Origin of the sequence: Proteus sp. G2669 (assembly GCF_009915245.1) — a bacterium.
Lineage (GTDB): Bacteria > Pseudomonadota > Gammaproteobacteria > Enterobacterales > Enterobacteriaceae > Proteus.
In genome coordinates this window covers 1-23506 of sequence record NZ_JAABLX010000052.1, presented here as the reverse complement: position 1 = coordinate 23506, position 23506 = coordinate 1, and the positions used below count along the sequence as shown (strand labels likewise).

General features: G+C 38.6%; 20 protein-coding genes, 1 rRNA gene and 1 other annotated feature. Of the genes, 15 read left to right on the top strand and 6 right to left on the bottom strand.

Annotated elements, in window-relative coordinates; translation table 11 throughout:
- Window positions 1–26: 26 nt before the first annotated feature.
- The 3 genes from gshA to GWI68_RS16455 all read left to right on the top strand — a co-directional run bounded on the left by gshA (window position 27) and on the right by GWI68_RS16455 (window position 3228).
- The gene (gene gshA, locus GWI68_RS16465; protein ID WP_166540972.1) at window positions 27–1610 is read left to right on the top strand and encodes a glutamate--cysteine ligase; all 1584 of its coding nucleotides are present in this window, start codon (window positions 27–29) and stop codon (window positions 1608–1610) included.
- Window positions 1611–1772: 162 nt separating this feature from the next.
- A complete protein-coding gene (gene luxS, locus GWI68_RS16460) occupies window positions 1773–2288 on the top strand; it encodes an S-ribosylhomocysteine lyase (RefSeq protein WP_109409466.1) in 516 nt (171 codons plus the stop codon).
- Window positions 2289–2478: 190 nt separating this feature from the next.
- A complete protein-coding gene (locus GWI68_RS16455; protein ID WP_166540971.1) occupies window positions 2479–3228 on the top strand; it encodes a hypothetical protein in 750 nt (249 codons plus the stop codon).
- A gap of 45 nt (window positions 3229–3273) precedes the next feature.
- On the opposite strand, the gene GWI68_RS16450 is transcribed toward GWI68_RS16455, so the two are convergent.
- A complete protein-coding gene (locus GWI68_RS16450) occupies window positions 3274–4548 on the bottom strand; it encodes a CNNM domain-containing protein (protein WP_166540970.1) in 1275 nt (424 codons plus the stop codon).
- 33 nt (window positions 4549–4581) lie between these two features.
- Window positions 4582–5382: an inner membrane protein YpjD gene (locus GWI68_RS16445; RefSeq protein WP_166540969.1), complete on the bottom strand. Its 801-nt coding sequence runs from the start codon at window positions 5380–5382 to the stop codon at window positions 4582–4584.
- A 172-nt stretch (window positions 5383–5554) separates the two neighbouring features.
- Between GWI68_RS16445 and ffh the strand changes: the two genes are divergently transcribed.
- From ffh to tyrA, 7 genes are all read left to right on the top strand, one after another.
- On the top strand, window positions 5555–6916 hold the full coding sequence (gene ffh, locus GWI68_RS16440) for a signal recognition particle protein (RefSeq protein ID WP_166540968.1): 1362 nt from the start codon (window positions 5555–5557) through the stop codon (window positions 6914–6916).
- 137 nt (window positions 6917–7053) lie between these two features.
- Window positions 7054–7302, top strand: a complete 249-nt coding sequence (gene rpsP, locus GWI68_RS16435) for a 30S ribosomal protein S16 (RefSeq protein ID WP_004244772.1) — start codon at window positions 7054–7056, stop codon at window positions 7300–7302.
- 18 nt (window positions 7303–7320) lie between these two features.
- Window positions 7321–7866 (top strand): ribosome maturation factor RimM, encoded by a 546-nt coding sequence (rimM, locus tag GWI68_RS16430; RefSeq protein WP_036932577.1) that lies wholly within the window; start codon window positions 7321–7323, stop codon window positions 7864–7866.
- A gap of 38 nt (window positions 7867–7904) precedes the next feature.
- Window positions 7905–8657, top strand: a complete 753-nt coding sequence (gene trmD / locus GWI68_RS16425; protein WP_072070877.1) for a tRNA (guanosine(37)-N1)-methyltransferase TrmD — start codon at window positions 7905–7907, stop codon at window positions 8655–8657.
- A 52-nt stretch (window positions 8658–8709) separates the two neighbouring features.
- Complete coding sequence (gene rplS / locus GWI68_RS16420; RefSeq protein ID WP_036932575.1) at window positions 8710–9063, top strand: 50S ribosomal protein L19; 354 nt, start codon at window positions 8710–8712, stop codon at window positions 9061–9063.
- Window positions 9064–9450: 387 nt separating this feature from the next.
- Window positions 9451–10545 carry a 3-deoxy-7-phosphoheptulonate synthase gene (locus GWI68_RS16415; protein WP_109409471.1) on the top strand — a complete coding sequence of 365 codons (1095 nt, stop codon included), beginning with the start codon at window positions 9451–9453 and terminating at the stop codon, window positions 10543–10545.
- Window positions 10546–10580: 35 nt separating this feature from the next.
- The gene (gene tyrA, locus GWI68_RS16410) at window positions 10581–11705 is read left to right on the top strand and encodes a bifunctional chorismate mutase/prephenate dehydrogenase (RefSeq protein ID WP_166540967.1); all 1125 of its coding nucleotides are present in this window, start codon (window positions 10581–10583) and stop codon (window positions 11703–11705) included.
- A 320-nt stretch (window positions 11706–12025) separates the two neighbouring features.
- On the opposite strand, the gene GWI68_RS16405 is transcribed toward tyrA, so the two are convergent.
- Entirely contained in the window at window positions 12026–12181 is a 156-nt protein-coding gene (locus GWI68_RS16405) for a hypothetical protein (RefSeq protein ID WP_166540966.1), read from the bottom strand.
- Between the two features lie 410 nt (window positions 12182–12591).
- Here GWI68_RS16405 and GWI68_RS16400 point away from each other — a divergent pair, with 410 nt between their 5' ends.
- A complete protein-coding gene (locus tag GWI68_RS16400; protein ID WP_109409473.1) occupies window positions 12592–13932 on the top strand; it encodes an anaerobic C4-dicarboxylate transporter in 1341 nt (446 codons plus the stop codon).
- Between the two features lie 88 nt (window positions 13933–14020).
- On the opposite strand, the gene pheA is transcribed toward GWI68_RS16400, so the two are convergent.
- From pheA to bamD, 3 genes are all read right to left on the bottom strand, one after another.
- Entirely contained in the window at window positions 14021–15178 is a 1158-nt protein-coding gene (gene pheA / locus GWI68_RS16395) for a bifunctional chorismate mutase/prephenate dehydratase (protein ID WP_109409474.1), read from the bottom strand.
- Between the two features lie 36 nt (window positions 15179–15214).
- Window positions 15215–15331 (bottom strand) — a sequence feature (Phe leader region).
- A 155-nt stretch (window positions 15332–15486) separates the two neighbouring features.
- On the bottom strand, window positions 15487–15822 hold the full coding sequence (gene raiA, locus GWI68_RS16390; RefSeq protein WP_109409475.1) for a ribosome-associated translation inhibitor RaiA: 336 nt from the start codon (window positions 15820–15822) through the stop codon (window positions 15487–15489).
- A 271-nt stretch (window positions 15823–16093) separates the two neighbouring features.
- Window positions 16094–16828 carry an outer membrane protein assembly factor BamD gene (gene bamD / locus GWI68_RS16385; protein WP_072070872.1) on the bottom strand — a complete coding sequence of 245 codons (735 nt, stop codon included), beginning with the start codon at window positions 16826–16828 and terminating at the stop codon, window positions 16094–16096.
- A gap of 135 nt (window positions 16829–16963) precedes the next feature.
- On the opposite strand from bamD, the gene rluD reads away from it, so the two are divergent.
- The 4 genes from rluD to GWI68_RS16365 all read left to right on the top strand — a co-directional run bounded on the left by rluD (window position 16964) and on the right by GWI68_RS16365 (window position 23501).
- Window positions 16964–17941, top strand: a complete 978-nt coding sequence (gene rluD, locus GWI68_RS16380) for a 23S rRNA pseudouridine(1911/1915/1917) synthase RluD (RefSeq protein ID WP_166540965.1) — start codon at window positions 16964–16966, stop codon at window positions 17939–17941.
- Window positions 17942–18673, top strand: coding sequence for a purine nucleoside phosphorylase YfiH (gene yfiH / locus GWI68_RS16375; RefSeq protein ID WP_166540964.1), 732 nt, complete (start codon window positions 17942–17944; stop codon window positions 18671–18673). It abuts the gene before it with no gap.
- Between the two features lie 145 nt (window positions 18674–18818).
- On the top strand, window positions 18819–21392 hold the full coding sequence (gene clpB / locus GWI68_RS16370) for an ATP-dependent chaperone ClpB (RefSeq protein WP_166540963.1): 2574 nt from the start codon (window positions 18819–18821) through the stop codon (window positions 21390–21392).
- A gap of 566 nt (window positions 21393–21958) precedes the next feature.
- A 16S ribosomal RNA gene (locus GWI68_RS16365) occupies window positions 21959–23501 on the top strand.
- Window positions 23502–23506: the final 5 nt, after the last annotated feature.

The window sequence follows — 23506 nt, the reverse complement described above, 5'->3', positions numbered from 1 at the left end:
ACATTAATCAACGCGGGAGGTCACCTTTGATCCCGGACGTATCCAAAGCGCTTTCTTGGTTGGAAGCACACCCTAAAGTTTTATGTGGCATCCACCGTGGTATTGAGCGCGAAACCTTAAGAGTAACGCCAGAAAGCAATTTAGCATCAACAGAACACCCTATTTCATTGGGTAAATCATTAACTCATAAATGGATCACAACGGATTTTGCTGAGTCTCTGTTAGAGTTTATTACGCCTGTTGATGACAATATTTCACATACCTTGCATTTTTTAGGCGATTTACATCGCTATACGGCGCGTCACTTAGACAATGAACGTATGTGGCCTATGAGTATGCCTTGCTTTATTGAAGCGGAAGATAAGATTACGCTTGCTCAATTTGGCACATCCAATGTAGGGCGTTTTAAAACGTTATATCGTGAAGGATTGAAAAATCGTTATGGTGCTTTAATGCAAACCATTTCAGGTGTGCATTATAACTTTTCATTACCTATTGAATTTTGGCAAGCATGGGCGAATGTAAAAGATGAAGAGAGTGGTAAAGAAGCGATTTCAGACGGTTATCTGCGTTTGATCCGTAACTATTATCGCTTTGGTTGGGTTATTCCATTCTTTTTTGGTGCATCGCCAGCAATTTGTGGATCTTTCTTGAAGGGAAGAGAGACAAACTTACCATTTGAAAGTACGCCAAAAGGTGCGAAATATTTACCTTATGCAACGTCATTACGTTTAAGTGACTTGGGATATACCAATAAATCACAAAGTGATTTAGATATTACCTTTAATCACCTTGGAACCTACGTTAAAGGGCTGAAAAAAGCGATTCATAAACCATCTGACGAATTTGCTAAACTGGGTATTAAGAATAAAGATGGTGAGTACATTCAATTAAACACCAATGTACTGCAGATTGAAAATGAGCTTTATGCACCTATTCGTCCTAAGCGTGTCGTTAAAGGGGATGAATCGCCTTCTGATGCTTTATTACGTGGTGGTATTGAATATATCGAAGTTCGCTCACTCGATATCAACCCATTTACGCCAATTGGTGTCGATGAAACACAAATTCGTTTCCTTGATTTATTCTTAATTTGGTGTGTTTTAGCTGATGCACCTGAAATGAGTGCTTCTGAATTAGCGTGTTGTCGTGCAAATTGGAATAACGTTATTCTAGAAGGGCGTAAGCCTGGTCAAGTTATTGGAATGGGTTGTGGTGAAAGAAAAGAACCATTAGCACAAGTAGGTAAAGCGTTATTTGCGGATTTAAAACGTGTGGCAAATGTGCTTGATTGTTGTTCTGGCACAAAATACATGGAAGTTTGTGTTAAGTTAGAAGAAATGTTTGATAATCCAGAGCTAACCTTCTCTGGTAGGCTGTTAGAGAAAATCAAAACACAAGGCATTGGCAGTTATGGTTTATCTTTAGCGGAAGAATATTACCAAGAATTAATTAAAACACCTTATGAAACGTTGACTGATGAAGCTTTTGATCATGAGAGAATTTCATCCATAAAACGTCAAGAAGAGTTAGAAAAGAGTGATACCATTTCTTTTGATGAGTATTTGAAGATCCATGCAGGGGCAAATGCCGATAACGTGGCTTCCTAAACTTAGATAGAAAAAAGCCACACTAAGATTTGTGTGGCTGAAAAATTCTATAGAGAAATAGGGATGATAACATTTTGCGCGTATTCATTACTAAGACCGAGCTACTTGCAGAAAGTTTCATTTTTTCTTAAAAATATTTAAATTTTTCTTAGGAGGTTTTTTATGCCTTTATTGGATAGCTTTACTGTTGACCATACACGTATGTCTGCACCAGCTGTACGCGTTGCTAAAACAATGAAAACGCCATCTGGTGATACCATCACGGTATTTGATTTGCGTTTTACTGTGCCAAATAAAAAAGCCATGCCTGAGAAAGGAATTCACACATTAGAGCATTTGTTCGCTGGCTTCATGCGTAACCATCTTAATGGTAATGGTGTTGAGATTATTGATATCTCCCCAATGGGATGCCGTACCGGCTTCTATATGAGCTTAATTGGGCAACCAGAAGAACAGCGAGTTGCTAATGCATGGAAAGCAGCAATGGAAGATGTTTTGAAAGTAAAAGATCAAAATCATATCCCTGAGTTAAATGTGTATCAATGTGGCACTTATGAAATGCATTCTCTGACTGAAGCGCAAGATATTGCACGAGACATTTTAGCTCATAATATTGGTATTAATCATAACGACGAATTAGCACTTCCTGAAGAGACATTAAAAGAGCTACATATCTAGATTTAGCTACTTTATAAAACTAGGGGACAATAGATCAAGAAATTCGCATCCTGATTTATTGTCTCTTTTTATTCTAATATCCTTCCTCTTTTTCTTTTCGTTATCCCATTGTTTTATTTTCTTATCTTCTTATATTGTTATTACAATAATGGATTAAATTTATGCTTAATACACGGAGTACACTTTTGTTATGGAAAATCACCAATTCTTATCGCCTAAATTGGTTTTAGAGTTTTTTGTTCGAGAATTTTATTTTTTTGGTAAAAGTACGTTGCGTACTCAATTTCCTAAAGATGCTTTTTTCTATCAGGGCCTCTCTAAAGCACAAGAATATCGTTATTTTGAGCGTGTACATAAACAGTATGTTAGGCGGTTTCACTCTGAGCCTGAGCTCATTATCAAGCCTGAACATTTGTTATTTTCCTCAGAAATAGAGACTCAACGATTTGAAAAAATAACTAAAGCTGAAACTAATACGATAATCAAAATCGGTGGGGATTATCTCTATAAAGAAAAAGAAGATGAAGAATATCATTGGTATTTTCAGGAGGATAGAATTAAAACTAATAGTTATTCTGGTGAAAGCTTAGATTTAAAATATGAAAATATTCAGACTTTAGCACCTCATAATTTCAATATTGAATCAGTAAAAGGTGATGGCTCTATCATTACTAATTTTCCACGCAAGTCTCTTTCTCTTACTTTAAGCAAAGGCGAAACAGCGTGTTTTATTTGCCGACGAGAAGAGTACGGTTATTCTTATTCTCATGAGCCTGCACTTAATTTAGTGATGTGGATAAAGAATCATGGTTTTTATTCTGATTATCAACAAGTAAGACCCACTCAACTTAAGACAGAACAAGTGATAACTCCTTTCTATTTGAAACCTGCGAGAGAATTTGATTTTCGTAATAGTAAATTACGATTTGAATTGGGATAAACAGCAAAAATAAAGCGCTTAAATAAGCGCTTTATTTTGTATTCGTTAAAGATGAGGTAGCACGAGATGGCGAATTAAAGCCTTTTTGATGACGTTGTCTTGAACATCAAGTATTTCAAATTCATAATCACTGACTTTTATTTTATTGCCGACAACGGGTAAATCGCCAAGCTCTTCAATAATGACGCCGTTAATGGTTCTGGCTTCATCTTCAGGTAAATGCCAACCAAATGCTTTATTGATATCTCGAATATTTGTTGTACCGTCAACGAGCAATGAACCATCTTTTTGAGGGATAACTTCTTCTGCTAATGAAGGTGACATTGAGGTGGTAAAGTCACCCACAATTTCTTCTAGAATATCTTCAACGGTGACTAAACCTTGAATTTCACCGTATTCATCAACCACAATACCCGCTTTTTCATTATTCAGCTGAAAATTGACAAGCTGTAAATTTAAAGGTGTGCTTTCAGGAATAAAATAGACTTTATCTGCCGCTTTTATCAAAATTTGTTTGGTGAATTCTTTTTTCTCAGTCATTAAGCGATAGGCTTCTCGTACTCGTAGCATACCAATGGCATCATCAAGTGTATCGCGATAAAGCACTATTCGACCATGAGGAGAATGGGTTAACTGTCTTACGATGGATTTCCATTCATCATTGACATCAATACCAAAAATCTCATTTCTTGGTACCATAATATCGCCAATAGTCACTTTTTCTAAATCAAGAATAGAAAGCAACATATTTTGATTTCTTTGGGAAAGCTTTGATTTTGACTCATTTACAATTGTTCGTAGCTCTTCTTTTGAAACAGCATTACCTTGTATTACTGGCGATTTGATCCCTAAAATTCGCATCAGTATTAATGTGATTTTATTAAAAAACCAAACAATAGGTAGCATCAGTTTTTGCAAAGGAGAGAGAATAACACTACTTGGATAGGCGACCCGTTCTGGATACAGTGCTGCGATTGATTTTGGTAATACTTCAGCAAAAATAAGGATCACAAAAGTTAATATACCTGTAGCTATAGCAACACCAGCATTACCATATAAACGCATACCCACAATAGTCGCTAATGCAGATGCGACGATATTAATCAGATTATTGCCAATCAATACCAAACTGATCAATCTGTCCGGACGTTGTAATAGTTTTTCAACACGTTTTGCAGAGCGATTTCCTTGTTTTGCCGCATGACGAAGACGATAACGATTAATCGTCATCATGCTGGTTTCTGTTCCAGAAAAATAAGCTGAGGCAATAATCATCGCTATTAGTATGATAATGAGCGTAGTTGTCGACACATGCTCCAAAATTGAGATCCTTTTGCTACCCTAAAATAAAAATTAATTAAGCACTAACTCTTGTAATAAACGATTACCAAAAAAAGCTAATGTCAAAATAATGGCGCCAATCAAGTTAAAAATAATGACTTTTTTTCCTCTCCATCCTTCGCGGAAATGTCCCCATAATAAAATGACGTAAACAAACCAAGCGATGATAGAAAAAATCGATTTATGGATATTTTCTTTACCAAAAATATTATCCATGTACACCAAACCTGTACACAATGTTAGTGTTAGTAACACAACACCCACCTGTGTAATGTGAAACATTTTTCGTTCAATTGTCATTAATGGTGGCATTTGAGGTGAAAATTTTAGTTTCTTATTCTTTAGTTGATAGTCTAGCCAACTCAGTTGTAATGCATATAACGCTGCAATCAATAATGTGGCATAACTTAATAATGCAAGCCCAATATGAATAAAGAGTGATGTGCTACTTTCAAGATGTGTAACAAATTCACCCGGCATGAGTGCCGCAATGACAAGATTGACTATTGCAAAACAATAAACAATAGGCAGTAAAAACCATGCTCGGCCACGAGAAGCCACAATCGTCATAATAACGCAGACCATCAGGCTTACAACGGCACCTAGATTGGTGAGTGAAAGATCCTGCCCGCTATGAGGACGGAAAATTAAAAATTTTAATGAAATAGCATGCGCAACAAGCGCAATAACCGCGAAGAGGAGTGCTAATCCACGGTATCCATTCTGCTCTTTTCGTAACAGGCCCGGTAAAATGAGCACCAGACTGAGTAAATAAGCGCAGACAGCGACGATAGAGATTGATATAACGGGCATAGTTTCGCTTACATATATTGTTTGAATAACTTCCTAGTATAGCGCTAGGAGCATTCGGCTCCAACTATTGAAGTCATTAAGCTTAAATCTCTATGCAGAGATCCGAGAGTCATCGTGATATAATCGATGACATACATACTGATAAGCCCAACTTTAACACTGAGCTAAGATAATGTTTGAGAATTTAAGTGACAGATTATCGCGCACGCTGCGCAATATAAGCGGTCGAGGAAGACTGACCGAAGAAAACATTAAAGAGACACTGCGTGAAGTGCGTATGGCGTTATTAGAAGCCGACGTTGCCTTACCAGTGGTTCGTGATTTTATTGCGCGAATTAAAGAAAACGCAGTAGGACATGAAGTTAACAAAAGCCTGACACCGGGTCAGGAGTTTGTGAAGATAGTTCAAAATGAACTCGTCAATGCGATGGGGGAAGTCAATACTGACCTTGATCTTTCTGCTCAGCCACCTGCTGTTGTTTTAATGGCAGGCTTGCAAGGTGCTGGTAAAACAACCAGTGTTGCAAAATTAGGTAAATTCTTAAAAGAGAAAAAGAAGAAAAAGGTTCTGGTTGTTTCTGCTGACGTTTATCGCCCAGCGGCGATTAAACAACTTGAAACATTGGCTGAAACAGTTGGTATTGATTTCTTCCCATCAACAGTGCAAGAAAACCCAGTGACGATTGCAAGTAATGCATTAAAACATGCACAGCTTCAATTTTATGATGTGTTACTGGTGGATACCGCGGGACGTTTGCACGTAGATGAAGGCATGATGGAGGAGATCCAGCTTCTTCATAAAGCCATTAACCCGGTTGAAACTTTATTTGTTGTTGATGCTATGACGGGTCAAGATGCAGCAAATACAGCAAAAGCCTTTAACGAAGCATTACCATTAACAGGGGTTGTTTTAACGAAAGTTGATGGTGATGCGCGTGGTGGTGCGGCGTTATCAATTCGTCATATCACAGGTAAACCTATCAAATTCCTCGGTGTTGGGGAAAAAACAGAAGCTTTAGAACCTTTCCACCCAGATCGTATTGCCTCTCGTATTTTAGGCATGGGTGATGTTCTATCTTTAATTGAAGATATTGAAAGCAAAGTTGATAGAGCGCAAGCTGAAAAGCTGGCGACGAAGCTTAAAAAAGGTGATGGCTTTGATCTAAATGATTTCTTAGATCAATTAAAGCAAATGAAAAACATGGGCGGCATGGCGAGTATGTTAAGCAAAATGCCGGGTATGTCTCAAGTGCCAGATGCTGTAAAATCACAAATGGATGATTCAATTTTAGTGAAAATGGAAGCCATTATTAATTCCATGACTAAAAAAGAGCGCCAAAAACCCGAAATCATCAAAGGGTCTCGAAAACGCCGTATTGCGACGGGTTCAGGAACGCAAGTGCAAGACGTCAACCGTTTGTTAAAACAGTTTGATGATATGCAACGCATGATGAAAAAAATGAAAAAAGGCGGCATGGCTAAGATGATGCGTAGCATGAAAGGTATGATGCCACCTGGATTTCCAGGCCGTTAAAATCAAAAAGCCGGAAAAAAAACGTGCTTTGGATTGCTTTTTTCCCCAAAGTGAGTAAACTTTTCGGGCTTTTTATATGACAACCGGACTCCGTTCCTCGATGGCGTCTGGTTGTTTTATTAACTAATGAGGATGTTATGGTAACAATTCGTTTAGCTCGTGGCGGCGCAAAAAAGCGTCCGTTTTACCAAGTAGTAGTAACCGATAGCCGCAATGCGCGTGATGGTCGTTTCATTGAACGCGTAGGCTTTTATAACCCACTGGCAACCGGTAATGCAGAAGAATTACGTTTAGACGTAGACCGTGTTGAACACTGGGTTGCTCAAGGCGCAACTGTTTCAGAACGTGTTGCTGGCCTGATCAAATCAGCGAAGAAAAGCGCTTAATCTGTCGCGGTGGTAACAATGAGCGAACAAAAAACCTTAAAAGAGCCTGTAGAACCTATTGTTATGGGGAAGTTGGGCTCACCTTACGGGATCCGTGGTTGGCTCAGAGTTTTTTCCTCCACCGAACATGCCGAAAACATTTTTGAATATCAACCGTGGTTTATTCAACGACATGGACAATGGGAAACTATTGAAATTGAAAGTTGGAAACATCACAACCAAGATATTATCGTCAAACTAAAAGGTATTGACGACAGAGATGCAGCTAATTTCCTAACTAATGTTGAAATTGTCGTGAATGCATCGCAACTGCCTGAACTTGAAGGTGAGTATTACTGGAAAGATCTGATGGGTTGCCATGTTGAAACTGACAAAGGTTACGATTTAGGTGTCATTACTGACATGATGGAAACTGGCTCAAATGACGTAATGGTCATTAAAGCTAATCTGAAAGATGCATTCGGTGTTGGGGAACGGTTAGTTCCGTTTCTTGATGGGCAGGTTATCAAGAAAGTCGATCTCTCAGCGAAAAAAATTATCGTTGATTGGGATCCTGGTTTTTAGATTATCCGGTTAACGGTTCTCAATAGTGGGACACGAAAATGTGGATTGGGGTAATTAGCCTATTTCCAGAAATGTTCCGCTCTATAACCGAGTACGGGGTGACTGGTCGGGCAGTTAAGCATGGTTTGCTTAATGTAGAATGTTGGAATCCCCGAGATTTTACATACGACAGACACAATACCGTTGATGATCGCCCTTATGGCGGTGGTCCTGGTATGTTGATGATGGTACAGCCCTTAAGGGAAGCTATTCATCAAGCGAAAGCTGCGGCAGGTGATGGAGCAAAGGTGATTTATTTATCACCTCAGGGACGCAAACTCGATCAACAAGGAGTTTGTGAGCTGGCAACAAATGAGAAGCTAATTCTAGTTTGTGGTCGGTATGAAGGTATAGATGAGCGTGTCATTCAGACTGAAATCGATGAAGAATGGTCTGTAGGTGATTACGTATTAAGTGGTGGGGAATTACCTGCCATGATAATGATAGATGCTGTAGCTCGTTTTGTTCCGGGGGTTCTTGGGCATGCGGCCTCAGCAAAAGAAGATTCTTTTGCTGAAGGTTTACTGGATCATCCTCACTATACTCGCCCAGAGGTATTAGATGGTATGGAAGTTCCGGCAGTTCTACTGTCAGGTAACCATGCACATATTAATCGCTGGCGTATGAAACAATCACTGGGTCGAACCTGGCTAAGAAGACCTGAGCTTCTGGAAAGCCTAGCTCTGACTGACGAGCAAAGAGTGCTGTTAACAGAGTTCCAACGGGAATATCTGGAAAGTACAGCAGAGTAAGTCTGACACAAGGTGTCATTAATATCAGTTTACCTAGGGTAAGAGAGTTATTATGAGCAATATTATTAAGCAAATCGAACAAGAACAAATGAAGCAAGATGTACCTTCATTTCGTCCAGGCGATAATGTAGAAGTTAAGGTATGGGTTGTTGAAGGTTCTAAAAAACGTCTGCAGGCATTCGAGGGCGTGGTTATCGCTATTCGTAACCGCGGTCTGCACTCTGCATTTACTGTTCGTAAAATTTCTAATGGCGAAGGTGTTGAGCGTGTATTCCAAACTCACTCTCCAGTCGTAGATAGCATCACTGTGAAACGTCGTGGTGCGGTTCGCCAAGCTAAACTGTACTACCTGCGTGAGCGTTCAGGTAAGGCTGCTCGTATCAAAGAGCGTCTTAACGCTAAATAATACGCTTTCGCACATCCGAAAGTTATTGTTAAAAGGTCAGCGTTTGCTGACCTTTTTTATGTTGAATTTTTATTATATTGTTACTTATTTTTATATTCCTCTCTTTTTAACTCCTCTTATTCCAAAATACATTAAAAGATAATATGTAAACATTTGATTACACTTTATTGTTTTAATTTAATCAATGTCACATTATTATTATTTTTTAATTATGCTTTAACTTGTTGTAATTTAATAATTATATTTGGCTTTCTTATTTAGTGTAAACTATAGGTTACAATTATATCATTTTTATTAAAAATACGGATTGATTTCTTTACATTGCGTGTTATCTTATCTTTCAGGCAGACAACAAATCACAATGACAGATATAAAAAGGTAAAAATTATGATCATGCAAAAAGACGCACTCAATAATGTGAATATCAGCGAAGAGCTGGTTTTAATTACGCCTGAAGAGTTAAAACAAAAATATCCATTGAGTCGCAATGACCTGCATGCCATTGCTCAATCACGTCAAACAATCTCTGAAATTGTTCAACGTCGTGATCCTCGTTTACTTGTGGTATGTGGGCCTTGTTCCATTCATGACGTTGATGTTGCTATCGATTACGCAAAACGTCTGAAGGTATTAGCGTCTGAATTAAGTGATAGTCTGTACATTGTGATGCGTGTCTACTTTGAAAAACCTCGTACAACAGTGGGTTGGAAGGGGTTAATTAGCGATCCATTTATGGATGGTAGCTTTGAAATGGAAAAAGGGTTACATATTGCCCGTAAACTATTAACTGAACTTGTACAATTAGGTTTGCCTTTGGCAACTGAAGCATTAGATCCTAATAATCCACAATACTTAGGGGATTTATTTAGTTGGTCTGCGATTGGTGCAAGGACAACAGAATCTCAGACTCACCGTGAAATGGCATCAGGACTTTCAATGCCGGTGGGTTTTAAAAACGGAACTGATGGTAATCTTGATACGGCGATTAATGCAATGAAGGCTGCCTCTATGCCACATCGTTTTATGGGAATTAATCAATCAGGGCAGGTGTGTTTATTACAAACGCAAGGTAATCCTGATGGACATGTTATTTTACGTGGTGGTAAAACGCCAAATTACCATGAAGAAGATGTGGCGCAATGTGAAGCCCATATGGTAAAAGCAGGCTTAAAACCGTCATTAATGATCGATTGTAGCCACGGTAATTCGAATAAAGATTTTCGTCGTCAAACCGCCGTGGTGGATTCAGTGATTGAACAGATCACTAAAGGTAATCAATCTATCACTGGTATTATGTTAGAAAGTCATATTAATGAAGGCAATCAATCATCAGAACAGCCTCGTAACGAAATGAAATATGGTGTTTCAGTCACCGATGCGTGCATTAGCTGGGAAACAACAGAATCTGTATTAAGAAATTTACATGCGCAAATTTCACCTATTTTAGCTCAGCGTGAAGAGCAATTTAAAAAAGTAAGCTAAGTTAGATAATCATAAAGAAAAAGAGGCAAGCATAGATGGCTGAAGAATTACAAAATTTGCGTGAGCAAATCGATCAGGTAGATAAATCACTGCTTTCTTTACTTGCGAAAAGAATGCAATTGGTAGCTGAAGTTGGTGAAGTTAAGAATCGCCATGGTTTACCGATTTATGCTCCTGATAGAGAAGCCTCAATGCTTGCTTCTCGGCGTAATGATGCGCAGAAAATGGGAATATCCCCAGATTTGATTGAAGATGTGTTACGCCGAGTAATGCGTGAATCTTATACCAAAGAGAATGACAAAGGCTTTAAAACGCTAAATCCTCAACTGGGTAAAATTGTGATTGTGGGGGGGAATGGCAAAATGGGAAAACTATTTTCCCGTTTATTTACCCTTTCTGGTTATCAAGTTGAAAGTTTAGAAGCAAATGAATGGCAAATAAAATCACCTGCTATTTTTGATAATGCAGGGATGGTTATTATTAGTGTACCTATCCATTTAACCGTTGAGGTTATTGGGAAGCTTCCTCCTTTACCTGAAAGTTGTTTGTTAGTGGATCTCGCTTCTATTAAAAAAGAACCTTTAGACGCAATGTTAAAAGCACATAGTGGGCCTGTTTTAGGTCTTCATCCTATGTTTGGACCTGATGTGCCTAGCTTAGCAAAACAGGTTGTGGCTTATTGTGAAGGTCGTAACCATCAAGAATTTGAATGGTTGTTAGAGCAATTGATGGTATGGGGCGCTAGAATTGAGGCAATTACACCAGAAGAGCATGATAAAAACATGAGTTTTATTCAAGCTCTTCGACATTTTACTACCTTTGCTTATGGTCAGCATTTAGCAAAAGAAAAAGTCGATCTGGCGAGTTTACTGCGACTTTCATCTCCTATTTATCGCTTAGAACTGGCAATGATAGGGCGGTTATTTGCTCAAGATCCTCAACTGTATGCAGATATTATTTTATCATCGAAAGAGAATATTGAATTAATTCGTAGATATCATCACTCATTAGGTCAGGCTATCGACCTATTAGATATAAATGCAAAGAATGAGTTTATCCATTCATTTAATAACGTGAGTGATTGGTTTGGTGATTATGCTTCTCAATTTATGAAAGAGAGTGGCGTATTATTACAAAAAGCGAATGATAGCCGTATATAACTATATATAGTATTTAGCTACCTATATAAAGGTATAAAGGAATAACAGTATAAAAAGCCGAACAGTGATTGTTCGGCTTTTATTTTGCTAATTATTTATTGTTTTTTTAGTTTATTACCACTCATCATCACAAGGTGGCCAAACGCAACCACTAGGATCAGTTGTATTAGTCTCATTATGTGAATACTCATTTATTGATGATTTTTTTTGTATGTTTTCATTATGATATTGAGCACTTATATAACTAGAAAATAGAGATGAAAGTATTAAAATATATAGTTTAAGCATATAAATTCCCTTTAAAATAATATAGTTATAAATTAATAGTCCTTAGGATCTGGACATGGACTTACTGTACAACGCTGTAAATGTGATTGATTACTCAAAGAATAAGCGTAATAACCCTCCTTGGGATCAACTCTATCTGCATTATTATTAAAAAATACACTTAAAATCAGTAAGATAAAAGTATTCATATTATTCTCCTGTCTTTTTCAAATTTGATAATAAATAGGATCTCCTACTCTTATTTAGAAAATAAGGGTAGGTAAACTTAAATATATATTTAAAAACAACAAGATAAATATTTGTTTTTATTAATCCCCTAATATTTTTCATATTCATTGTTATTCAATTGTTATTATTGGGTTTAATTAAATAACTATTAATGTTCGATATTGTCTTTTATTAAAAATAATTTGTTGATGAGTTCTTAAAATTGAATGAAATAGAAAAGTATTATTGAAAATATAACAATGATCAAAAAAATAGGTATAACAGTTATCGTAAATTACATTTTATAAACTATGTTTTTTACAAGAAGTGCTAAAAAATCAATTGTATTATTTTTTATTTGTATTCCGACGTGTTTTTCAAGGGGTAAACTATGGATTTTATAATACAACTCGCCATTATATTAGTGTGTCTATTTTATGGAGCTAGGAAAGGGGGAATAGCATTAGGTCTGCTCGGTGGTGTCGGTTTAGTTATTTTAGTTTTCATTTTTAACTTACCACCAGGAAAACCGCCAGTTGATGTAATGTTAGTTATTATTGCTGTTGTTTCTGCATCTGCGACATTACAAGCATCAGGTGGATTAGATGTTATGTTGCAAATAGCAGAAAAATTATTACGTAAAAATCCAAAATATATTTCTATTGTTGCACCACTTGTAACTTGTACACTCACAATCCTGTGTGGTACGGGACACGTTGTTTATACCATTTTGCCAATTATCTATGATGTGTCGATTAAAAATAATATCCGACCAGAAAGGCCAATGGCAGCAAGTACTATAGGCTCGCAAATGGGGATTATTGCAAGCCCTGTTTCTGTTGCAGTTGTAACCTTAGTGGCAATGTTAGGTGATGTCACTTTTAATGGTAAGCATCTTGAGTTTTTAGATTTATTAGCAATTACTATTCCTTCTACTTTTATTGGTATTTTAGCGATTGGTATTTTTAGTTGGTTTAGAGGTAAGGATTTAGATAAAGACCAACGCTTCCAAGAGTTTATTTCAGTTCCTGAAAACCATGATTATGTTTACGGTGATACAGCAACACTTTTAGATAAAAAATTGCCAATGAAAAACTGGGTGGCAATGTGGATATTTTTAGGTGCTATTGCCGTTGTTGCGATATTAGGTGCTTTTTCTGAAATACGTCCTGTATTTAATGGTAAACCGTTATCTATGGTGCTCGTTATTCAGATGTTTATGTTATTAGCGGGCGCATCAATTATTATTATTTGTAAAACCAATCCGTCTCTTATATCTAAAAATGAAGTATTCCGTTCAGGGATGATAGCAATTGTTGCTGTATATGGTATTGCTTGGATGGCAGAAACCATGTTCTCTGCACATATGAAAGAAATAGAAGCAGCATTAGGACAATTAGTACGAGAATATCCTTGGGCTTATGCTGTGGTTTTATTATTGGTATCTAAGTTTGTTAACTCTCAAGCAGCAGCTTTAGCCGCAATTGTTCCTTTAGCATTAGGTATTGGTGTTGATCCTGCTTATATCATTGCATCTGCACCCGCTTGTTATGGTTACTATATTTTGCCAACTTATCCTAGTGACTTAGCGGCTATTCAATTTGACCGTTCTGGTACAACTCGAATAGGGCGTTTTGTTATAAACCATAGTTTTATCCTACCGGGATTAATTGGTGTAACAGTTTCCTGTGTCTTTGGTTGGGTATTTGCAGCGATGTATGGTTTCTTATAATTAGAGATAACGTAAAAATATGAGATAAAAAGAGAAGCCAGATAGTGATGCACTATCTGGCTTATTTATTAATGAATGCGCTTTTTTATTATTTTACTTCGACAGGCACTACGTTCTCTGAAGGATAGCATCCTAATATTTTTAATGATCGTGTTGTTTGTGATAAATCATGTAAAGCCTTTTGCATATTTATATCACGCAGATTAGCTTGAACATCAATATAAAACATCTCTTCCCAAGGCGTACCATTAATAGGGCGAGATTCTAATTTTGTCATAATAATGTCGTATTTTTTTAAAATCATTAGAGCATCGACTAAAGCCCCCGCTTGTTGCCCTGTAGCCATTAAGAACGTTGTTTTTGCAGGAACTTGCTCTGACACATCAATCGCTTTACGTGCGATAACAATAAAGCGTGTTACGTTTATTTGCTGGTTTGCTAAATTATTCGCTAAGGGTTTTAAGCCATAAAGAGATCCACCCGCTTCACTACCAATAGCGGCAACATGTGGTGATTGTGCAAGAGCTACTTTTTCCATTGCAGCGGCCGTACTTTCGCAATATTCAATTTTCCAGTTTGGATACTGATTTAAATAATGGCTACATTGTTGGAAAGGTTGAGGGTGGCTATAAATAGTTTGCAATTCTTCTGTCGAACTATCAACGCTGGTTAAAAGTGCATGATTAATAGGAATACGAATTTCACCCACAATAGACAGTGATGTTGTTTGCAGTAAATCGTAAACATCATTAATTGCGCCAGAGCTGGTATTCTCAATAGGCAATAAACCGTAATCAGCTTGCCCTGTATCAACCAGTGTGAAAATATCGTCAAACTTGTGACAAGTACAATCGATAATTGTATCAAAATGACGAGCCGCATATTGGCGAGCAGCAATATGTGAATAAGAGCCTTTAGGGCCTAAATAAGCAATCCTTGCAGATTCATTTGGTGTCGCATTTAGGTGTTGCTGTAAAATAGCTTGCTGGGTTAATACGGAATCTTCAATAATCATTTGAAAAATGCGGCTGATATAAAAACCATCTAGACCAACTTTTTTTCCTTTCTCAATTAATAAATCAAGTAATTCACGCTCACGATTTTTATCTCTAATAGGGCGATGTGTATTCAATTTAAATTGAGCGACATCAGCAGATAATTGGCGTCTATTTGCTAACAACGTGAGTAATTCTGAATCTAACGTTGTGATTTTATCTCTGATTGCTAATAAATCGAGTTTTTCCATGTTTTAGCCCTATACTTTTGCGTCATACCATTATAAATAAAAAAAGCCTCCATTTTTGGAGGCTATTGTCGTTCTTACTTTTCTTTCTGAAATGACAAAGCCTCTTAATGAAAGAGTAAAAAGAAAAAGAAGAAAGACAAAAACGAATGCGTCGTCATTATATTGTTTGGTAAATTATTTAACATATAGCTATCAAACATGATGATGTGAAAGGAGTCAAGAAAAATACAATAAAAAGCGCATCACGAGGATGCGCAGAGGCGTTTTGAGTCAGTGATTTATTCTAATTTTTAATCTAGCTTTACTATTTACATTTCATCGACAAGTAAATTTTCTTCTTTCAAGCTGTTATCAGCCCGACGAGATTCATTTTTATGCTGAACTTTGTTTAATTGGCGCTCAAGTTTTGCTAACAAATCATTAATAGCGACATACATATCTGTGTGTTGTGCATTAGCGACCAATTGCCCATTTGGTATGTGAATGCTGGCATCAACACTAAAACCTTTAGGATCTTTTGTCAGAATAATACGAGGATTGATTAAATTCACCTGCCATTTATTAAGTTTAGTTAGACGGCTTTCAATGTGTTCACGTAGTGCTGGGGTAATTTCCATTTGTTTGCTAGTAATATTTATAATCATATAGTTACCTCTTAATTACTCCGTCTTCGATAACTTCAGAATATCGTGATACACAATTAAAAACATGATCAAAATCACTTTTTGTTGGTTGTATGTGTAACAAGTAATAGAAACGTGACAAATGATAAATAGTTGAAAAAGAGCGCTTGTTAAGTTGTATTTATTCAGTCATATTAGGAAGGTTGGGCTGATGAAAAGTAAAGATAATTTAGCTAAAAAAGAATAAAAAAACAGCAGCGATAAGCTGCTGTTTTTGATAGTGATGTTTGGGTTAAGCTGGATTTGCTGCAATCAATGAAGCCACTTTATCTGCTTCTTGTGTCAGACCTAACTCTTTATAGGCGTTTTCCATGTATTCAAGCGCATCACGAGTAGCTTGTGTATCAGGATAATCACGCATCATTTGCTCTACTCTATTAATAACCGCGACATAAGCCCCTCGTTTAGTATAGAATTTCGCAACTGAAAGTTCATACTTCGCTAAACGGTTTTTAAGAAAGACAAGGCGCTTGGTTGCATCAGCGACGTAAAGGCTATCAGGGTAATAACGTACTAATTGACTGAAGTCTTTAAATGCCACAATTGCATGTTGAGGATCACGGTCTGAACGATCAATACCAAAGAATCCTTGTAATGCACTATCATCTAATGCTTGAGCAGTTAAGCCTCGCATATAAAGAACATAGTCAATATTAGGATGGGTTGGGTTTAATCGCATAAAACGGTCGATTGCAGTAATCGCCATTGGCAGTTCCGCTGATTTATAATAAGCATAAATCAAGTCGAGCTGAACTTGTTGCGAGTAAGGGCCAAAAGGATAGCGATTATCGAGAGACTCTAATTGTTTGATAGCCGCTCCATAATTGCCATCTAGCAATTTTTCCTGACTGGTTGTGTAAAGCTCAGAAGGCGACATATCGGCAGTAGCGTCTTTGTCTGAACTCGAACAGCCAGAAAGTAACAGGCTTACAGTGGCCGCTGCCACCAGGTATTTAATGCGTCTCATCACGTATTGATTATCCTCTGAATAGGTTTGGGGAGTCTCTCCGTGAAGCTCCCCTAAAATCGGTTACACTATAACTCATTTTAAATGAAACGGCTGTGCCGTCAAAACACTAACTTAATTAATAGAAAACTATTTATGTCTCAACAAATACGACTTAATGCTACAGTCGCAGATTCACAGCTGGGTCAACGCTTAGATCAGGCTTTGGCCGAAATGTTCCCTGATTATTCAAGATCTCGTATAAAAGAGTGGATCTTAGACAATAGAGTGCAGGTTAACGATAAAATCATCAATAAGCCAAAGGAAAAAATGCTTGGCGGTGAAAAAATTGAAGTCGATGCCTTAATTGAAGAGGAAGCACGCTGGGAGCCTCAGAATATTCCGTTAAATATCGTTTATGAAGATGACGATATTTTAGTTATCAATAAACCAAGGGATCTCGTTGTTCATCCTGGTGCTGGTAACCCTGATGGTACCGTATTAAATGCATTACTTTATCGTTATCCTGAAATTGCTAATGTACCTCGCGCAGGTATTGTCCATCGTTTGGATAAAGATACAACAGGTTTAATGGTTGTTGCAAAAACAGTTCCTGCTCAAACTCATCTAGTTGAAGCTTTACAACGTCGTGAAATCACGCGTGAGTATGAAGCAGTTGCGACCGGAAGGATGACAGCGGGTGGATTAGTCAATGAACCCATTTCTCGACATCCGACTAAGCGTACGCATATGGCTGTACACCCAATGGGTAAACCAGCAGTAACGCATTATCGCGTCATGGAGCATTTCCGTGCTCATACACGTTTACGTTTACGCTTAGAAACGGGGCGTACCCATCAAATTCGTGTTCATATGGCGCATATTCATCATGCATTAATTGGTGATCAGCTTTATGCAGGAAGACCACGCCCTTTAAAAGGTGCATCAGAAGAGTTGCGTGAAACGCTACGTTTATTTGATAGACAAGCATTACACGCAACAATGTTACGTCTTTATCATCCGATCACGGGTATTGAAATGGAATGGCATGCGCCGTTACCTGATGATATGGTTAAGCTTATCGATGTATTAAAAGATGATGCTGAACAATTTAAAGATGAAATGGATTGGTAAATGACTTCATTGATTTTTCCAGATTGGCCACAACCTGAGAATATTGGGGCTTGCAGTACGCTCAGAGAAGGCGGTATCAGTTTACCGCCTTATCATAGCCTTAATTTAGGTACACATGTTGGTGATGAATTGTCTTGCGTTGAAGAAAATAGGCGTAGACTCTGCCAACAAGCGCAGTTACCTGAAATGCCATTATGGCTTGAACAAGTTCATGGCACTCACGTTGTTACGTTAAAAGCTGAGAAAAATAATGAAGTAGAAGGTGATGCCCTTTATACCGCTACCGAGAAAAAAGTTTGTGCAATTATGACGGCAGATTGCCTACCTGTTCTTTTTACAACGCTTGATGGAACAGAAGTTGGTGCAGCACATGGTGGATGGAGAGGGCTTTGCCATGGTGTATTACAAAATACACTTGCACAGTTTAAAGCACCCAAACATCAAATAATGGCATGGTTGGGACCTGCAATTGGCCCCAATGCTTTTGAAGTTGGGGCTGAAGTACGTTTGGCCTTTATTGAAAAAAATAAGGCCTTTGATCCTGCATTTATTCCTCATAATGATAAATATTTAGCTAATATCTATATGTTAGCGAGAATAATTTTACAGGAAAATGGGGTAACTCAGATTTACGGTGGTGATTTCTGTACTGTGACAGAGAAATCGCGTTTCTTTTCGTATAGACGTGAACAGATAACAGGTCGAATGGCATCATTAATCTGGATTAAATAAACTTCTCTCAACCGCTTTTCTCACTTATCTCAAATATTGATAAATATTTTTGCTCAAAATTTTTATTTTGAGCTTGAATATTGTCAAAATGACCTCATCTATTCTCCAGTTACGAATTTTACTTTAAATTTTACTTGGAGGTGTTATGCGTCTGGATAAATTAACCAATAAATTCCAGCAAGCTCTCGCAGACGCCCAGTCATTGGCACTTGGGAACGATAATCAATTTATAGAACCCATACATTTACTGAGTGCGTTATTTAATCAACAAGGTGGCTCAATTCGCCCTCTATTAACATCAACAGGTGTTAATGCATCGCAATTTAATGAGCGAATTAATGAAGCTTTGTCTCGATTACCTAAAGTTGAAGGTGCTGGTGGAGAGGTTCATCCCTCTAATGATCTTATTAAACATCTTAATTTGTGCGATAAGTTAGCACAGAAAAAAGGTGATGAATTTATTTCCTCAGAGCTTTTCCTTTTAGCTGCAATGGAAACCGGTGGTCAAGTTGCTGATATGCTAAAAGCTGCGGGTGCTAATAAAGCAAGTCTTGAGATAGCGATTGAAAAAATACGTGGTGGAGAAACAGTGAACGATCAAAATGCAGAAGACCAACGTCAGGCATTGAAAAAATATACTGTGGATTTAACGGAAAGAGCAGAACAAGGCAAACTTGATCCTGTCATTGGTCGTGATGAAGAAATCAGAAGAACCATTCAGGTTTTACAACGTCGTACTAAAAATAACCCAGTGCTTATCGGTGAGCCGGGTGTCGGTAAAACGGCGATTGTTGAAGGATTAGCTCAACGTATTGTTAACGGCGAAGTACCAGAAGGTTTAAAAAATAAACGTGTGCTTTCTCTTGATATGGGCTCTTTATTAGCTGGCGCTAAATATCGCGGTGAATTTGAAGAGCGTTTAAAAGCAGTTTTAAATGATTTATCTAAACAGGAAGGTAGTGTAATTCTGTTTATTGATGAATTACATACAATGGTTGGTGCAGGTAAAGCCGATGGTGCTATGGATGCGGGTAATATGTTAAAACCTGCCTTAGCACGTGGTGAGTTACACTGTGTTGGTGCAACAACACTTGATGAATATCGTCAATATATTGAGAAAGATGCTGCTTTAGAGCGCCGTTTCCAAAAAGTGTATGTAGCAGAGCCAACAGTAGAAGATACCATTGCTATTTTACGTGGTCTGAAAGAACGTTATGAACTTCATCATCATGTTCAAATTACAGACCCAGCTATCGTTGCAGCTGCGACTTTATCACATCGCTATATATCGGATCGTATGTTACCAGATAAAGCGATTGACTTAATTGATGAAGCAGGTGCAAGCCTACGTATGCAAATGGATTCAAAACCAGAAGCATTAGATAGACTTGATAGACGTATTATTCAGCTGAAACTTGAACAACAAGCCCTGCAAAAAGAGTCTGATGATGCAAGTAAAAAGCGTTTAGAAATGCTAAATGAAGAGCTTGCTGAAAAAGAGAAAGAATATTCCGCTTTAGAAGAAGAGTGGAAAGCAGAAAAAGCAGAGCTGACAGGAACTCAACATATTAAATCAGAATTAGAGCAAGCTCGTATTGCATTAGAGCAAGCTCGCCGTAGTGGTGATTTGGCAAAAATGTCAGAAATCCAATATGGGCAAATTCCGATGTTAGAAAAACAGCTTGCTGAAGCGAATAAAGCTGAAGATAAACATATGAAGCTGTTACGTAATAAAGTCACTGATGCTGAAATTGCTGAAATCTTAGCGCGTTGGACCGGTATTCCTGTTTCTAGAATGCTAGAAGGGGAGCGTGAAAAACTGCTAAGAATGGAACAAGAATTACATAGACGTGTTATTGGTCAGGCAGAAGCTGTAAGCGCAGTATCAAATGCGATCCGCCGCAGTCGTGCTGGGTTGTCTGATCCTAATCGCCCAATTGGTTCGTTCCTATTTTTAGGACCAACAGGGGTGGGTAAAACAGAATTATGTAAAGCACTAGCAAACTTCTTGTTTGATAGTGATGATGCAATGGTTCGTATCGATATGTCTGAGTTTATGGAAAAACACTCCGTTTCTCGTTTAGTGGGTGCGCCTCCAGGATATGTTGGTTACGAAGAAGGTGGATATTTAACAGAAGCAGTTCGTCGTCGTCCTTATTCAGTCATCTTATTAGATGAAGTTGAAAAAGCGCACCCTGATGTATTCAATATCTTATTACAAGTATTGGATGATGGTCGTTTAACTGATGGACAAGGTAGAACCGTAGATTTTCGTAATACTGTTGTGATTATGACATCAAACTTAGGTTCTGATTTAATTCAGGAACGTTTCGGGACACTTGATTATCCTGAAATGAAAACAATAGTGATGGATGTAGTTGGCCATCATTTCAGACCAGAGTTTATTAACCGTATTGATGAAGTTGTGGTATTCCACCCATTAGGCAAAGAAAACATTGCAGCGATTGCACAAATTCAGTTACGTCGTTTATACCAACGTTTAGAAGAGCGTGGTTATCACGTCACTATTACAGGTGCGGCATTAGAAAAATTGAGTGAAGTTGGTTTTGATCCAATTTATGGTGCTCGTCCATTGAAACGAGCTATCCAACAAGAGGTTGAAAACCCACTGGCTCAAGATATTTTGTCAGGTAAGTTATTACCAGGCAAAGAGATTATCTTAGATTTAGATGATAATAAGATAATTGCAAAACAGTAATAGAGCATCTTTTCTATTATAAGAGATAACTGTGAAACAGAAAAAGAGGCTTATATAAGCCTCTTTTTTATGGTTTGTGTTTTTGTAAGGAAGAATAAAGATAATCTGCAAATGGTGTTTTTTTTATATTTGAAACTTTTTTACACAATGATTGTCTACTATTTACACCAAGAAGACCGATTTGATTATTAAGTACGCTGTCGGAAAGTTTTTTTAAAATAATGCTTGTCACATTCAGAAAACTCCCTATAATGCGCATCCACTGACCGACGATGAGCTGACAACAGCCACGAAGGACAGCGAAGGGAAAAGAAAAAAGTTTGAAAAAACTCTTGACTCTTCAGAGGAATAACGTAATATACGCCTCCTCGCAACAACGCAGAAGACCGGAAACGGCAGCGAATGTTGCACTGCTCTTTAACAAATTATCAGACAATCTGTGTGGGCACTCGCAGAGACGATATCTTCTAAAATATTAGATGTATCAAGTCTTGAAGAGTGAACAACAAAAGTAAATTCATTTATGAATAGCTAAGTTTTCGATTTCTTTGAGCATCAAACACTTTTAATTGAAGAGTTTGATCATGGCTCAGATTGAACGCTGGCGGCAGGCCTAACACATGCAAGTCGAGCGGTAACAGGAGAAAGCTTGCTTTCTTGCTGACGAGCGGCGGACGGGTGAGTAATGTATGGGGATCTGCCCGATAGAGGGGGATAACTACTGGAAACGGTGGCTAATACCGCATGACGTCTACGGACCAAAGCAGGGGCTCTTCGGACCTTGCGCTATCGGATGAACCCATATGGGATTAGCTAGTAGGTGAGGTAATGGCTCACCTAGGCGACGATCTCTAGCTGGTCTGAGAGGATGATCAGCCACACTGGGACTGAGACACGGCCCAGACTCCTACGGGAGGCAGCAGTGGGGAATATTGCACAATGGGCGCAAGCCTGATGCAGCCATGCCGCGTGTATGAAGAAGGCCTTAGGGTTGTAAAGTACTTTCAGCGGGGAGGAAGGTGATAAAGTTAATACCTTTATCAATTGACGTTACCCGCAGAAGAAGCACCGGCTAACTCCGTGCCAGCAGCCGCGGTAATACGGAGGGTGCAAGCGTTAATCGGAATTACTGGGCGTAAAGCGCACGCAGGCGGTCAATTAAGTCAGATGTGAAAGCCCCGAGCTTAACTTGGGAATTGCATCTGAAACTGGTTGGCTAGAGTCTTGTAGAGGGGGGTAGAATTCCATGTGTAGCGGTGAAATGCGTAGAGATGTGGAGGAATACCGGTGGCGAAGGCGGCCCCCTGGACAAAGACTGACGCTCAGGTGCGAAAGCGTGGGGAGCAAACAGGATTAGATACCCTGGTAGTCCACGCTGTAAACGATGTCGATTTAGAGGTTGTGGTCTTGAACCGTGGCTTCTGGAGCTAACGCGTTAAATCGACCGCCTGGGGAGTACGGCCGCAAGGTTAAAACTCAAATGAATTGACGGGGGCCCGCACAAGCGGTGGAGCATGTGGTTTAATTCGATGCAACGCGAAGAACCTTACCTACTCTTGACATCCAGAGAATCCTTTAGAGATAGAGGAGTGCCTTCGGGAACTCTGAGACAGGTGCTGCATGGCTGTCGTCAGCTCGTGTTGTGAAATGTTGGGTTAAGTCCCGCAACGAGCGCAACCCTTATCCTTTGTTGCCAGCGCGTGATGGCGGGAACTCAAAGGAGACTGCCGGTGATAAACCGGAGGAAGGTGGGGATGACGTCAAGTCATCATGGCCCTTACGAGTAGGGCTACACACGTGCTACAATGGCAGATACAAAGAGAAGCGACCTCGCGAGAGCAAGCGGAACTCATAAAGTCTGTCGTAGTCCGGATTGGAGTCTGCAACTCGACTCCATGAAGTCGGAATCGCTAGTAATCGTAGATCAGAATGCTACGGTGAATACGTTCCCGGGCCTTGTACACACCGCCCGTCACACCATGGGAGTGGGTTGCAAAAGAAGTAGGTAGCTTAACCTTCGGGAGGGCGCTTACCACTTTGTGATTCATGACTGGGGTGAAGTCGTAACAAGGTAACCGTAGGGGAACCTGCGGTTGGATCACCTCCTTACCTAA